We start from the raw sequence: 12,526 nt of genomic DNA on the forward strand, positions 1-12,526 counted from the left end.
GCTCACGACAGAAGACAGGGTTTGATCCACCACGAGGGTTGGCTTTGCTTCAACGTTGCTGCTGCCTTTTGCGCCTGCTCTATCGTGGCAAACAGCGCGAAACATGTGGCGCCGGAGCCTGACATGCGCACCAATCGCGCCTGCTCTAAGCCCTTAAGAGCCTGCAAAACCTCCGCAATGCCAGGGTGCAGCGACACCGCAGGTTCCTGCAGGTCATTACGCATGGTCCACAGCCAGGTGATCGCGTCACTTGCACTTGAGAACACCGGAAGCTCTGTCGGCATCGGCGCGTTGTCTTTCTGCGTCAGCGCGCGAAACACCGGCGGTGTAGCGACTGGAATACGTGGGTTCACCAAGAGCGCGGGTAGCGTGGGAAAGCTCTCCAGCACCGACACCCGCCCGCCCGTCCCAGACATCCGCGCGGCTTTCGCAGCAAAACAGACCGGCACATCGGCTCCAAGACGCTCAAGCGCTTCAGGCGCGGCACCGCCAAATTCATCTGTCAGCGCGTGCAGTGTTGCGGCAGCATCCGAGGAACCGCCACCAATTCCAGCTTCGGCGGGCAGGTGTTTGTCCAGAACGATATCGGCATCTCGCACCTGGGCAAGGCGCACAGCTTTGACCACCAGGTTGCTATCATCCGTTGGAACGCCCTGCGCCAGTGGCCCCGTCACGGACAGGCTCAAACCCGCGCCTACGGACGCGGGTGTCACCGTGACCTGATCTCCGACATCGGCAAAAACAACCAACGAATCCAAAAGGTGATAGCCGTCTGCGCGTTGGCCGGTCACATGGAGCGTCAGGTTGATTTTAGCAGGCGCAAAGGCCTTAGCCATCCTGTGCCACTTTCAACGGTTCCGCGCCTTCTTCCGCCAGTACAGCGTCCAGACCGAGATCCAGTTTGCTGCGGATGCGGTCGGGGTCTGCTTCGCTGTCGGTGTCTTCAGGGTCGATAAAGGACAGGGCACGACGCCACTGGAATTCAGCCTCACGGGCGCGGCCCACGGCCCAGTAAACATCACCGAGGTGGTCGTTGACCACCGGATCGACCGGCATCAATTCAACAGCTGTCTCCAGATGACCCACCGCCTCGCCGTAGCGGCCAAGCCGGTAGAGAACCCATCCCAGCGAATCGACGATATAGCCGGACTCAGGCTCGGCTGCGACGGCGCGTTCGATCATCGACAGGGCTTCATCCAGGTTGATCTGTTTTTCCACCATGGAATACCCAAGGTAGTTCAGCACCTGCGGCTGATCCGGGTTCAAATCCAGTGCGGCGCGAAAATCTGCTTCGGCCAGTTCCCAGTTTTTCAGACGTTCGTGGCTGATCCCACGCGCGTAATGCAGGATCCAATTGCGCGAGCTGCCCTCGGCTGTCAGCTCTAGCGCGCGATCATAGGCAGGCACCGCCTTGGCATAGTTTTCTTGCTGACGTTGCAGATCCCCAAGCTCAAGGTGAACGGCGGGATCATCGGGATATGCTTTGGCCAGATTGGACAGGACTTCGGCCGCCGCATCGGGTTTTGCAGAGCGGCGCAACGCCTCGGCCCGGCCCAGTTCAGCGGCATGATATTCGGGGTGTGTTGCAGGCACTTTGCCATAGGCCTCAATCGACAGGTCATAGCGGCCCAGCTGATCCAACACATCCGCGCTGAGCAGCAGCGCGTCCACATGGTCGGGGCGCAATGCAACGGTCAGCTGCGCGTAGATCAGCGACAGATCGGCACTTGCATCGCCGCTGAGCGCCACACTGAGGGTAAAGAAGGTCTCGGCCAGCCCATCCACAGGTGTTGGTGCAATATCAAAGGCCAACGTTTCGCCTGCGCGCAGTTGATCCGCAACATGGGTCAGCGCCGGGTCGAACCTGCCAGCAAAGGCAAGCTCCATAAACTCAAGCGCTTCGTCGCCACGGTCCAATTGCGACAGGATCTGCACATAGGCCAGAACCGAGCGCCGCGAAGACCGCGCCAAGCGGCGATCATCGGCGGACATCATATCGGCCGCGCCTTGGTAATCACCAACCGACGCCAGCGCGAGGGCGCGATGGTAGTCGGCAAAGAAGATTAGGTTTTCGTCCTCGGACAGGGCGGTTAGCTCTTCCACGGCCTTGCTGACAGATCCATTACCCAAATGCGCCCAGGCATTGATCAGACCGTCCGTCAGATTCCCGGTGCCTTGGGTTTCCAGATCCCGCGCCAAAAGGCCCCCGAAATCCTGCGTTTTGGCCATTGCACCGGCGACCGCGACATTGGCGATCTGGCTGACCGCGCCGCGATCCCAGATGCGACGTGCCACAGGTTCGGCCCGGTCCAACTGTCCGAGCGCCATCCGCGAGAACACCACATTGTCCATCAAGACCGCGTTTTCCGGATCGCGTGCCAAGGCGCGAGCAAAGTAATCCGCGGTCGCTGCAAAGTCGCCTTCATAGGTGGCCGCGCGTCCGGCCAGATATGCGCCCGCCAATCCGTGAGATGCGCTCTGTGCCAATGCGGCGGTGGATGTGGTCGAAAGAAGCGCGCTGCATGTGGCGGCGATGGTCAGAGAGCGGATAAAACGAAAGGCCACGCGGGTCTCCATCTGATGGGGCAAATCATTAACAACCAAGCTAGGCGTTCGGCAAGCGAGAGGCAATGGCGCTTAGATCAACTTGCTGCCATCCGCCCATCACCACGCAAAATCTATGGGCAGCAGGTTTATGAAACCCAAGTAAAAACCGCCATACCGGGATTTGGATCGGCGGTTTTTCTGATTTTCAACCCACGCGCAGACCGCGCGGACGGATTTACATGTTTGGGTAGTTCGGACCGTCGCCGCCCTGTGGCGTGGTCCAGGTGATGTTCTGGGCCGGGTCTTTGATGTCGCAGGTCTTGCAGTGAACGCAGTTCTGGAAGTTCACCACAAATTCCTTTTGGCCGTCCTTTTCCACCACCTCATAGACACCTGCCGGGCAATAGCGCTGCGCCGGTTCGTCATACATGGGCAGATTGTCAAACAACGGCTTATTTTCATCCGTCAGACGAAGGTGCGCGGGCTGGCTCTCTTCGTGGTTGGTGAAAGAGAAGGAGACATTGGTCAGCCGGTCAAAAGACAAAACGCCATCGGGTTTGGGATAGTCGATGGGTTTGTGCGCCGCCGCAGGTTCGGTCGATTGCGCGTCGTTTTTGCCATGTCCCAAGGTGCCAAAGAGCGAGAAGCCCAACATGTTGTTGGTCCACATGTCAAAACCACCCAGCGTGAGCGAGGCCGCGAGACCCCATTTGGACCACATCGGTTTAACGTTGCGCACCATCTTAAGGTCTTTGCCGATAGCACCGTCGCGCACGTCGGCCTCATAGGCGGCCAGCTCATCGCCCGAACGCTCTGCCTTGATCGCGTCAAAGGCCGCTTCGGCGGCAGCTTTGCCCGACAGCATGGCGTTGTGGTTACCCTTGATGCGAGGGACATTCACCATGCCCGCGGAACAGCCCAGAAGTGCGACGCCCGGCGCCACCAGTTTTGGCATCGACTGCCAGCCACCTTCGGTGATCGCACGTGCACCGTAGGCCACGCGTTTGCCGCCCTTCAGCAACTCCGCCACAATCGGGTGGTGCTTGAAGCGCTGGAATTCCATGTAAGGGAAAAGATGCGGGTTCTTGTAGTTCAGATGCACCACAAAACCGACGTAAACCTGATTGTTGTCCAGGTGATAGATGAAGGATCCGCCGCCCGCATTGGAGCCCAGCGGCCAGCCCATCGTGTGGGTGACAGAGCCCGCTTTGTGCTTGGCTGGGTCGATTTCCCAGATCTCCTTCATGCCGACGCCGTATTTCTGCGGCTCTTTACCGGCTGCGAGGTCGTATTTGGTGATCACCTCTTTTGACAGCGATCCGCGCACACCTTCGGACAGGAAGACATATTTGCCGTGCAGTTCCATGCCGAGTTCGGAATTCGGCCCTAGTGATCCGTCCGCTTCCAAACCAAAGACACCGGCGACCACGCCTTTGACCTCGCCTTTGTCACCGTAGACAAGTTCCGAACAGGCCATGCCGGGGAAGATCTCAACGCCCAGCTCTTCGGCTTGTTCCGCCATCCAGCGGCAGACGTTGCCCATGGATACGATATAGTTGCCGTGGTTGTTCATCAGCGGCGGCATGGGGAAATTGGGAATGCGGATTTTGCCCGCCTCACCCAGCATGAAGAAATTGTCTTCGTTCACTGCTGTGTTCAGCGGCGCGCCTTTTTCTTTCCAATCCGGGATCAGAGCGTCCAGACCACAAGGATCCAGAACAGCGCCGGACAGGATATGGGCGCCCACTTCGGAGCCTTTTTCCAACACGACGACATCAAGGTCCGCGTCCAATTGTTTCAGACGAATAGCTGCCGACAGACCTGCAGGGCCTGCGCCCACGATCACGACATCATATTCCATCATTTCACGTTCAATCTCGGCCATTCTTGCGGTGCTCCCTGGCTACATTTCGCTACGACCCCGGCTGGGCGCAATATTCTTTCGCGATTGCTTAGCGCCTGCGTAAGCAACCCGTCAATCCAAACTCTACGTGTGGAGCGATGCGTCGCGGCAAGATTGCGCTAACGTTCTATCGTTTTCGACAATCAATCGCTGCTTTGCGGCATTGGTCGGTCCCCCATCAGGTAGCGCGGGCCTGCTCCTTTGCCATTTGCGAAGTCACCAGGATTGTAAAGCCTGCATTTGGGCAGCGACAGGCACCCGCAGCCGATACAGCCGTCCAGATTGTCACGTAGTTTCTGCAAGGTCTCGATTCGCCGATCAAGGTTTTCGCGAAACGACAGCGAAATCTGCGTCCAATCCTCGGGCGTTGGGGTGCGACTGCCAGGAAGCTCTGACAACAGTTCACGGATTTCCGGCAGAGAAAAGCCAAACTGCTGGGCGATCATAATAAAACTTAACCGGCGAATATCGGCCCGCATGAACCGCCGCTGCCCCCCGGCATTGCGCCAGGGGCTCACCAATCCCTGCGCCTCATAGTAGCGAATGGCCGAGACCGCCAAACCGGTGCGCTCCGCCAGATATCCAATCGACACCCCTGCTCCATCTGCCATTTCTGCACCTCTAAAATTATCTTGACCTGAAGTTAGGTTTAGAAATTAGCGTGAAGCGACTCGTAAGGTCAAATGACACTCAAGGAGACACTCTGATGACTGCAATTTTGGAACACGCCAATGTCACTGTTACAACCCCTGCTGCAACAGCGGCCTGGATGGAGAAAGTCTTTGGCTGGCACATCCGCTGGCAAGGGGATTCAATCGATGGCGGCCATTCAATGCACGTGGGATCGGACACCAGCTATGTCGCGCTCTACACGCCCAATTCCGAGCTGAACGAGGCACCAAGTAGCTATGTCACACGCGGAGGCCTCAACCATTTGGCGGTGATCGTAGAAGATTACGAAGCCACAGAACGCGCGGTTGTGTCGGCCGGTTTCAAACCCGGTGAACACTATGACTACGAACCTGGTCGTCGCTTTTATTTCCATGATGACAATGGGATCGAATTTGAAGTTGTGACCTATGACTAGGGCCGTCGGGCATGGACACGCGCGCCAAGTCAGCGTGAAATAGCCAAGGATTTTCGGCTATTTGCTGCTGATCTGGTGGCAAATCTGCCCCAAAGACACCCGCGACATTGCCCCTGCCCCTTGCAATCCGGCTCAGGATTGGGTCAGGTATCTGTTAACTCGATCTATCGCCCCGCCCGCAGCCCCCTGCGGCGGGGCGGAACCGTTCGACCCCGATAACAACCGCTGTTCGCAGCTACAAAAAGACGCCGGACCTTCCTATGGAAAAAATCCCAATGACGCCTACTGGCTTTGCCGCGCTTGAGGCTGAGCTGAAAAACCTGAAATCCGTCGAACGCCCTGCAATCATTCAGGCGATCGCCGAAGCGCGCGAGCTGGGCGATTTGTCGGAAAACGCAGAGTATCATTCAGCCCGTGAAAAACAGTCCTTTATAGAGGGCCGTATCAAAGAGCTGGAAGGGACCCTGTCCCTGGCCGACGTGATTGACCCGTCCAAGCTGAAAGGGTCGATCAAATTCGGTGCCAAGGTTACGGTGGTGGATGAAGACACCGACGAAGAAAAGACCTGGCAAATCGTGGGGGAACACGAGGCCAATATCGAAGCGGGTCTGCTAAATATCAAATCTCCCATAGCGCGTGCCTTGATCGGCAAGGAAGAAGGCGACAGTGTAGACGTGCGCACCCCCGGTGGCGTGCGCTCGTATGAGATCCTGACGATCGTTTACGGCTAATACCTTTGTGACCAGAGCATTCCTATTATGAACGGCACATCGCCCTCGGACAGCAAGACCTCAAACCCGCATGCTGTGCCGGTTTTTGAACGCAGTGATGTGCACCCCTTGGGTCTGGCAGAATGGATCGCTGCAGGCTTGAGCCTAGTGTGGGTGCTGTTCTTCCTGCTCAGCGGCGCGTTGGATGGTGAAGGGGTCGGCGTTGCCAGCTGGGTTGACCCGATCCAGTCGATTTTTGCGCTGATTGCGCCGGTCTTGCTGCTGTGGGCTGCAGCGCTGTCGATCCGTTCGGCACGTCTGGTGCGCAGCGAAAGCGACCGTTTGCATGTGATGATTGATGCTCTGCGCACGGCTTACTTGACGCAAGTGCAGCAAAATGCTGCCCTGTCTGGACCGTCGATGACTAAGAAGCTGGAAGAGATCATCGAGGCCGCGCGCAGCACTGAAACCGCGCTTGCCACCTTCCAGAGCAGCCGTCGCGAAGGCGCAAGTCGAGATACGGCCGACAGCCCCAAGGTCACAACAGCTCCGGCCCAGGACCAAGGCGCATTGGCCCTCGGCACCCCGGCCGATGATATGAAGCCGCCCCTGCCGGTGCATCAGTTCATCCGCGCGATGAATTTCCCGGAAACCGCAGAAGACCAGGATGGGTTTGTAGCTCTGCGCCTGGCGCTGCAGGACCGTAAGGCGAGCCAGGTTATTCAGGCCGCCCAGGATGTACTGACACTGCTCAGCCAGGACGGTATCTATATGGATGACCTGCGCCCGGACATGTCACGTCCCGAAATCTGGCGCAGCTTTGCCCAAGGCGCGCGCGGCAAAGAGATCGCGAGCCTTGGGGGCGTACGCGACAGGGCGGCTCTTGCCCTGGCATCAGCACGCATGAAGCAAGACCCGATTTTCCGCGATGCCGCGCACCACTTCCTGCGCCGCTTCGATCAGATGTTCTCAGAATTTGAAGCGGGCGCATCGGATTCCGAAATTTCCGCTCTGAGCGAAACCCGAACCGCGCGCGCCTTTATGCTGCTGGGCCGTGTCGCGGGAACATTCGACTGACGTCTATCCAAACGGCTGCACCCACGCCCTGTCGGGGGAACTCCCGCCCGTCGTACGGGTCTTGCGACCCTTCTCCCGTTGGGCCGGGCAGCTCCCCTGCGGCGCGCTGCGGTGGCGTCCAGATGCAACCCGCACCGTGCAAAGCACGGTGCCACGCCCAACTGCGCAGCACATTCCCGTGGAATGTGAACAAGCAGGCGGGAGACTTTCCCTTGTCCTGTTACGTCACATTCCGAAACTCGCGTAAGGGAAATACATCACCGGATCCCCTTCGGCGATCTCTGCCGCGCCGTCACCCAGCTCCACCAGGCCCTCGGCCCAGCTCAACCCGCTGATCCGACCGGAACCATCGGATTTAAACACCTCAACCCGACCTCCGCGCATCCGCGCGCGCAGGTATTCGCGCCGCCCCGGTTTCATTAGTTTGGAAAACCCTGCGGGCACCTGAAATCCCTGCGGCACGTGCCAGCCGCGTCCCGCAAGCAGATCCATCGCCGGACGCGCAAAAACGAGACTACAGATCAAAGCCGCCACAGGGTTGCCTGGCAGTCCAAACACCGGCACGCCTTGCCACATCCCCAAGGCCAACGGCCGTCCCGGTTTGATCGCAATCCGCCATTCCTGCATTGCACCGCTTTCGCACAGCAACGCGGACATGTGGTCCTCATCCCCTGCGGATGCCCCGCCGCTCGTTAGGATCACGTCGACCTTATCGGCGGCCTCGTCCAGACATTTGCGCAACAGTTCACGGTCATCCATCACCCGGCCAAGATCGACCGGCACATATCCCATGCGTGCCGACATCGCCAAAAGCATCGGGCGATTGGCGTCAAAGATCTGTCCCGACTTTGCCTCTTCGCCGGCCCCAACCAGCTCATCCCCTGTGGACAGGATTCCCACCCGCAAAGGTTTGCGCACCTCAAGCGCATTCCCCCCTGTTGCCGACACTAGTGCCAGATCCGCAGGCGTCAGACGCCGCCGTGCCGACAGGATAACCTCGCCTGCGGCCACGTCCTCTCCCGCTTTACGCGCATTCGCGCCTTGGCGCAGAGGGCCGCGACAGGCGATCGCGGTGCCGTCGGTGGTGACGTCCTCTTGCAGAATAACCGTATCTACGCCTTTTGGCAGACTGGCCCCGGTGAGGATGCGGATCGCGTGTCCGGGTGGAACTTCGCCCTCAAAAGCAAGCCCTGCGGCGGCGCGCCCTTCCATCAAGGGGATCAGATGCTCCCCATCCGACAGCCCTCCGGCAAAACCATAGCCATCAACGGCAGAATTGGGCAGCGGTGGGTTGGAGCGTTGCGCGATCACATCCTTGGCCAGGACCCGGTCTAGTGCATCCACCAGAGCCACCGTCTCGACCGCGGTCACGGGATGCAGGCGGTCGCGCAAAAGGGCCAGCGCTTCGTCCACCGGGGTCCAATGCACACCGGCTGGCAAGGCAAAACAATCGTTGCGCAAGGGGGGCGGTTTCAAGGTCATGGGCCTGGATCCTTTATCAATCCTGCGCGCGTTTCAAATTGAGGTCGTGGGCAATAAAATCAGCAATCGCGCCCGTGTCATCCAGATCAAACTGTGGTCGGTCCAGCTCCAAGAGCGTATCCGTGGCCACCGCGCGCACCAAAGGATCCTGCGGCGCAAGCAATGGCTGCCCGGCAGCGCTGCGATAGGCCTCGACCTTGGGGTGAGCCTCGCTTTTGTAGCCTTCCACCAGGATCAGATCGACAGGACGCATGCGGGCCAACAGGTCCGTCAGGGACGGCTCTGCCGCTCCGCGCAATTCCTGCATAATCGCGACCCGGTTGGGCGAGGCCAGCACCACTTCCTGCGCGCCAGCCACACGATGGCGGTGACTGTCGGTGCCAGGTTGGTCCACGTCGGTGCTGTGGTGGGCGTGTTTCAGGGTCGAAACCGTCAGGCCGCGTGCACAAAACTCAGCCACCAGACGCTCCATCAACCCAGTCTTGCCGTTGTTCTTCCACCCTGTGACGCCATAGATCTTCATACGCGAAATGCCTCGGCCCGCTTCAGATCCTCGGGCGTGTTTACGTTGAAAAACGGATCAAAGGGCGCGGCCTCAAACAAGGCTTCGCGCCCCTTGTGTTTGTCGGTCCACAAGACCACCTTGCGTAGGCCATCATTCAACGCCGCCCGCAAATCATCGCGCAGCGCCACCGGCCACAGACCAAAGGTCGGATGACGGTTCACTTTGCTGCGTCCGCCCGATTTCAATTCCTCTCCGGTGCGCGGCGTTGTGGCCAGCACCAGCGGATGGGCCTGCCTTGCAGAGGCCGCAACTAGGCGCGACACCAGATTGGTTGGGAAAAACGGCGTATCAGCAGCAGCGGTAACGATACAGTCGGCTCCCTGCTCTGCCGCCCAATCAAGGCCCGCAAGGACGCCCGCCAAAGGGCCTGCAAACCCGCCGATACTGTCAGCCACAACCGGCAGACCCAGATCTCTGAACCGCGTCGCATCTCCATTGGCATTCAGCGCAAGCCCTGCGACCTGGGGCGATAAGCGTTCGATTACATGGGACAAAAGGCTCTGCCCGCCAACCTGCAGCAGCCCTTTGTCACCACCGCCCATCCGGGTGGCGAGACCGCCTGCGAGAATGACACCTAAAGCCTTTGTCATGTGTATTTTCCCAGTTCGAAAGGCCGCGTTAAAAAACCAGCGATCGCAAAGAAACTTCCTAAAAAAAGAACGGCTCCGATGCCCATAACCAATGTGATATGCACGAAAAAGGCTGCATAACAGGCAAAAAACCACAAGCGGAGCTTTCTAACACGTGATTTCAATTCCGGATCTGCGTTCATCACTCCGGCAAAAAGTACTCTGCGCGAAGCGGCGCTATCAAAAAATGTGACATCTAATTCGGCTGCGATGGGGGCCCAAAATCGAAACATAGCATAAAAGCTGACAATACCGAGCGCCATGATCGGGCCCAAAAGATAAACCATCGCCAGCAACAGGTTCGCGTCAATCAATTTTCCGCACCCTTTCGGCTATGTCTCTTGTCTTCCACTGGCGCGTCCTTTGGATCCATATCCCGCACCAGTCGTTCTTCTCCGCTCAAACAGACGAACCGTTGCCCACGCATGCGGCCGATCAGTGTCAGGCCAATCTCTCGCGCGATTTCAACGCCCCAAGCGGTAAACCCGGAACGTGACGCCAGCACCGGGATACCCATCATCGCGGTTTTGATCACCATCTCAGAGGTCAGCCGCCCGGTGGTATAGAGGATCTTATCCTCCGCACCCACCCCTTCGGACAGCATCCATCCCGCGATCTTATCCACCGCATTGTGGCGGCCCACGTCCTCCATATAGACCATTGGCTGGTCCTGATGGCACAGGACAGTCCCATGGATCGCCCCGGCCTCAAGATACAGCGACGGCGTGCGGTTGATCTGATGCGCCAGCGTATAAAGCCAACTGGTGCGCAGCTCTGCCTTGGGCAGAGTCACGCCTTCCAACCCCTCCATCATATCGCCAAAGACCGTGCCGACGGCACAGCCCGAGGTGCGGGTCTTTTTCTTCAGCTTCTCTTCATGTGAAGTCTCAACCGCAGTGCGAACCACCACAGTCTCCAGATCCTCGTCATAATCAATGCGCGTGACCTCATCCGTTGGCAACAACATGCCCTGGTTCTTGAGAAATCCAAGCGCCAGGTAGTCCGGATAGTCGCCAATGGTCATGGCGGTGACAATTTCCTGGGAATTCAAGAAGATGGTCAGCGGGCGTTCTTCAACCACCGAGATCTCGCTGATCTCACCATCTTGATCAACACCTTGCACAGATCGGGTCAGACGGGGGTTGTCCGGGTCCGGCGCGATCACATATCCGGAATGACCATCACATTTCGCCAATTGAATTACTCCGCCAGTCGACCTAGATGCAGCATTACTCATCTAAAGGTATCTCATGGCAATCACCACCACCAGTGCGGCATTTTGGAAAGGCTTCCGCGATGGCGCGCCTTTTATGCTGGTTTCCGGCCCTTTTGGCTTGTTGTTCGGAGTACTTGCCAGCGAAGCCGGGTTGGACGTTCTGACGGCTTTTAGCTTTTCCATGGCAGTCTTTGCTGGAGCGGCGCAGTTTACGGCCCTGCAGCTGATGCAGGAACAAGCGCCAACGGTGGTTATCCTGATCTCGGCCTTGGCGGTGAACCTGCGGATCGCCATGTATTCGGCCTCGCTCACACCCTATCTGGGAGAGGCCCCATTGTGGAAACGTGCCTTTGCCGCATATTTCACGGTGGATCAGTCCTATGCGCTGTCGATTGTTCAGTTTGAAACCGGTGAGCCGCTGACATTGAACCAACGATTGGCCTATTTCTTTGGCACCAATGGGGTGGTCGCCCCAATGTGGATGTCGGCCACCGTTATTGGCGCGTTGCTGGGCAATCAGGTTCCCGAGAGCTGGGGATTGGATTTTGTACTGCCGCTCGCATTTTTGGCGATGATTGGGCCGATGATGCGCACACCTGCGCATGTGATTGCCTGTTTCGCGGCCATTGCCGTGTCGTTACCGGCCTCAATGCTGCCCTATAATCTGGGGCTGATCGTGGCTGGCTTGGCCGGAATGATGGCCGGTGCCCAGGCTGAATTACACCTGCCGCCATCCGGGCGCAAAGAGCCCAGCCCAATTCCAGCTCCCGCGCAGGAGACCCAGGCATGAGCGATATCGATCCCATTACCCTGTGGACCGTGATCATCGGGCTTGCCGTGGGCAGCTTCGCCCTGCGCTTTGCCTTTATTGGGATCATGGGCGGACGCGCGATGCCCGAGTGGCTGATGCGCCACCTGCGCTATACCGCTGTGGCCGTCATCCCTGCCCTGGTTGCCCCCTTGGTGGTCTGGCCTACGCCGACCGGCGGCGAACCCAGCCTCATTCACCTGGCCGTAGGCTGCGCGACCCTGGCGGCGGGTTGTTTCACACGGAACGTGTTTGCGGCGATGGGCACAGGCGCGATTTTGTTGATTGGTTATCTCGGCTTGTTTGGCTGAGGTATCATGGGCATAGAGGCAACTAGGTGTTTGATCCCATGGTGCGATCTGTTTTTGGAATCGAAGGAAGCATTATGGGACAAGTGCGTCACGGGAGTGCCACGCACTGTTGCCCGGCAGGCGATTTGCACCGCAAATCTGCCGGGAGGGCACGCACGCGGTCAGAGCGGCAATACAGCGATCGCAAGCTT

General features: G+C 58.6%; 14 protein-coding genes. 5 read left to right on the plus strand and 9 right to left on the minus strand.

Annotated features, from left to right (window positions below; all coding sequences use genetic code 11):
- Window positions 1-2: 2 nt before the first annotated feature.
- The 4 genes from KMP13_RS13565 to soxR form a co-directional block, all read right to left on the minus strand.
- Window positions 3-836 carry a 4-(cytidine 5'-diphospho)-2-C-methyl-D-erythritol kinase gene (locus tag KMP13_RS13565; protein ID WP_215266381.1) on the minus strand — a complete coding sequence of 278 codons (834 nt, stop codon included), beginning with the start codon at window positions 834-836 and terminating at the stop codon, window positions 3-5.
- A complete protein-coding gene (locus KMP13_RS13570; RefSeq protein ID WP_215266382.1) occupies window positions 829-2,565 on the minus strand; it encodes a tetratricopeptide repeat protein in 1,737 nt (578 codons plus the stop codon). The genes KMP13_RS13565 and KMP13_RS13570 overlap by 8 nt, the downstream gene beginning before the upstream one ends.
- 217 nt (window positions 2,566-2,782) lie before the next feature.
- Window positions 2,783-4,432 (minus strand): electron transfer flavoprotein-ubiquinone oxidoreductase, encoded by a 1,650-nt coding sequence (locus tag KMP13_RS13575; RefSeq protein ID WP_215266383.1) that lies wholly within the window; start codon window positions 4,430-4,432, stop codon window positions 2,783-2,785.
- Window positions 4,433-4,593: 161 nt separating this feature from the next.
- Complete coding sequence (gene soxR / locus KMP13_RS13580) at window positions 4,594-5,061, minus strand: redox-sensitive transcriptional activator SoxR (protein ID WP_215266384.1); 468 nt, start codon at window positions 5,059-5,061, stop codon at window positions 4,594-4,596.
- Window positions 5,062-5,156: 95 nt separating this feature from the next.
- Here soxR and KMP13_RS13585 point away from each other — a divergent pair, with 95 nt between their 5' ends.
- The 3 genes from KMP13_RS13585 to KMP13_RS13595 all read left to right on the plus strand — a co-directional run bounded on the left by KMP13_RS13585 (window position 5,157) and on the right by KMP13_RS13595 (window position 7,324).
- Entirely contained in the window at window positions 5,157-5,537 is a 381-nt protein-coding gene (locus tag KMP13_RS13585; protein WP_215266385.1) for a VOC family protein, read from the plus strand.
- Window positions 5,538-5,797: 260 nt separating this feature from the next.
- Entirely contained in the window at window positions 5,798-6,268 is a 471-nt protein-coding gene (gene greA / locus KMP13_RS13590) for a transcription elongation factor GreA (RefSeq protein ID WP_215266386.1), read from the plus strand.
- A 27-nt stretch (window positions 6,269-6,295) separates the two neighbouring features.
- Window positions 6,296-7,324, plus strand: coding sequence for a hypothetical protein (locus KMP13_RS13595; protein ID WP_215266387.1), 1,029 nt, complete (start codon window positions 6,296-6,298; stop codon window positions 7,322-7,324).
- A gap of 225 nt (window positions 7,325-7,549) precedes the next feature.
- Here KMP13_RS13595 and KMP13_RS13600 read toward each other — a convergent pair whose 3' ends face one another.
- Genes KMP13_RS13600 through KMP13_RS13620 form a run of 5 tightly spaced genes read right to left on the minus strand, consistent with a single transcriptional unit; the run spans window position 7,550 to window position 11,237 of the window.
- Complete coding sequence (locus KMP13_RS13600; protein WP_215266388.1) at window positions 7,550-8,806, minus strand: molybdopterin-binding protein; 1,257 nt, start codon at window positions 8,804-8,806, stop codon at window positions 7,550-7,552.
- 16 nt (window positions 8,807-8,822) lie between these two features.
- Window positions 8,823-9,329 carry a molybdopterin-guanine dinucleotide biosynthesis protein B gene (mobB, locus tag KMP13_RS13605; RefSeq protein WP_215266389.1) on the minus strand — a complete coding sequence of 169 codons (507 nt, stop codon included), beginning with the start codon at window positions 9,327-9,329 and terminating at the stop codon, window positions 8,823-8,825.
- The gene (gene mobA / locus KMP13_RS13610; protein ID WP_215266390.1) at window positions 9,326-9,961 is read right to left on the minus strand and encodes a molybdenum cofactor guanylyltransferase MobA; all 636 of its coding nucleotides are present in this window, start codon (window positions 9,959-9,961) and stop codon (window positions 9,326-9,328) included. The genes mobB and mobA overlap by 4 nt, the downstream gene beginning before the upstream one ends.
- Complete coding sequence (locus KMP13_RS13615; protein ID WP_215266391.1) at window positions 9,958-10,314, minus strand: hypothetical protein; 357 nt, start codon at window positions 10,312-10,314, stop codon at window positions 9,958-9,960. The genes mobA and KMP13_RS13615 overlap by 4 nt, the downstream gene beginning before the upstream one ends.
- Window positions 10,311-11,237 (minus strand): formate dehydrogenase accessory sulfurtransferase FdhD, encoded by a 927-nt coding sequence (locus tag KMP13_RS13620; protein ID WP_215266393.1) that lies wholly within the window; start codon window positions 11,235-11,237, stop codon window positions 10,311-10,313. Before KMP13_RS13620 ends, KMP13_RS13615 begins: the two co-directional genes overlap by 4 nt.
- A 13-nt stretch (window positions 11,238-11,250) precedes the next feature.
- On the opposite strand from KMP13_RS13620, the gene KMP13_RS13625 reads away from it, so the two are divergent.
- Both KMP13_RS13625 and KMP13_RS13630 read left to right on the plus strand, forming a co-directional pair.
- Entirely contained in the window at window positions 11,251-12,006 is a 756-nt protein-coding gene (locus tag KMP13_RS13625) for an AzlC family ABC transporter permease (protein WP_215266394.1), read from the plus strand.
- Window positions 12,003-12,335, plus strand: coding sequence for an AzlD domain-containing protein (locus tag KMP13_RS13630; protein WP_215266396.1), 333 nt, complete (start codon window positions 12,003-12,005; stop codon window positions 12,333-12,335). Before KMP13_RS13625 ends, KMP13_RS13630 begins: the two co-directional genes overlap by 4 nt.
- Window positions 12,336-12,526 lie beyond the last annotated feature (191 nt).

The organism is Epibacterium ulvae (assembly GCF_018678075.1).
GTDB classification, from domain to species: Bacteria; Pseudomonadota; Alphaproteobacteria; order Rhodobacterales; family Rhodobacteraceae; genus Epibacterium; species Epibacterium ulvae_A.

Bases quoted from the DNA above. Each gene is read 5' to 3' on its own strand.
- KMP13_RS13565 (WP_215266381.1), bottom strand. From the start codon at position 836: ATGGCTAAGGCCTTTGCGCCTGCTAAAATCAACCTGACGCTCCATGTG.
- KMP13_RS13575 (WP_215266383.1), bottom strand. From the start codon at position 4,432: ATGGCCGAGATTGAACGTGAAATGATGGAATATGATGTCGTGATCGTG.
- soxR (WP_215266384.1), bottom strand. From the start codon at position 5,061: ATGGCAGATGGAGCAGGGGTGTCGATTGGATATCTGGCGGAGCGCACC.
- KMP13_RS13585 (WP_215266385.1), top strand. From the start codon at position 5,157: ATGACTGCAATTTTGGAACACGCCAATGTCACTGTTACAACCCCTGCT.
- greA (WP_215266386.1), top strand. From the start codon at position 5,798: ATGGAAAAAATCCCAATGACGCCTACTGGCTTTGCCGCGCTTGAGGCT.
- KMP13_RS13595 (WP_215266387.1), top strand. From the start codon at position 6,296: ATGAACGGCACATCGCCCTCGGACAGCAAGACCTCAAACCCGCATGCT.
- KMP13_RS13600 (WP_215266388.1), bottom strand. From the start codon at position 8,806: ATGACCTTGAAACCGCCCCCCTTGCGCAACGATTGTTTTGCCTTGCCA.
- mobB (WP_215266389.1), bottom strand. From the start codon at position 9,329: ATGAAGATCTATGGCGTCACAGGGTGGAAGAACAACGGCAAGACTGGG.
- mobA (WP_215266390.1), bottom strand. From the start codon at position 9,961: ATGACAAAGGCTTTAGGTGTCATTCTCGCAGGCGGTCTCGCCACCCGG.
- KMP13_RS13620 (WP_215266393.1), bottom strand. From the start codon at position 11,237: ATGAGTAATGCTGCATCTAGGTCGACTGGCGGAGTAATTCAATTGGCG.
- KMP13_RS13625 (WP_215266394.1), top strand. From the start codon at position 11,251: ATGGCAATCACCACCACCAGTGCGGCATTTTGGAAAGGCTTCCGCGAT.
- KMP13_RS13630 (WP_215266396.1), top strand. From the start codon at position 12,003: ATGAGCGATATCGATCCCATTACCCTGTGGACCGTGATCATCGGGCTT.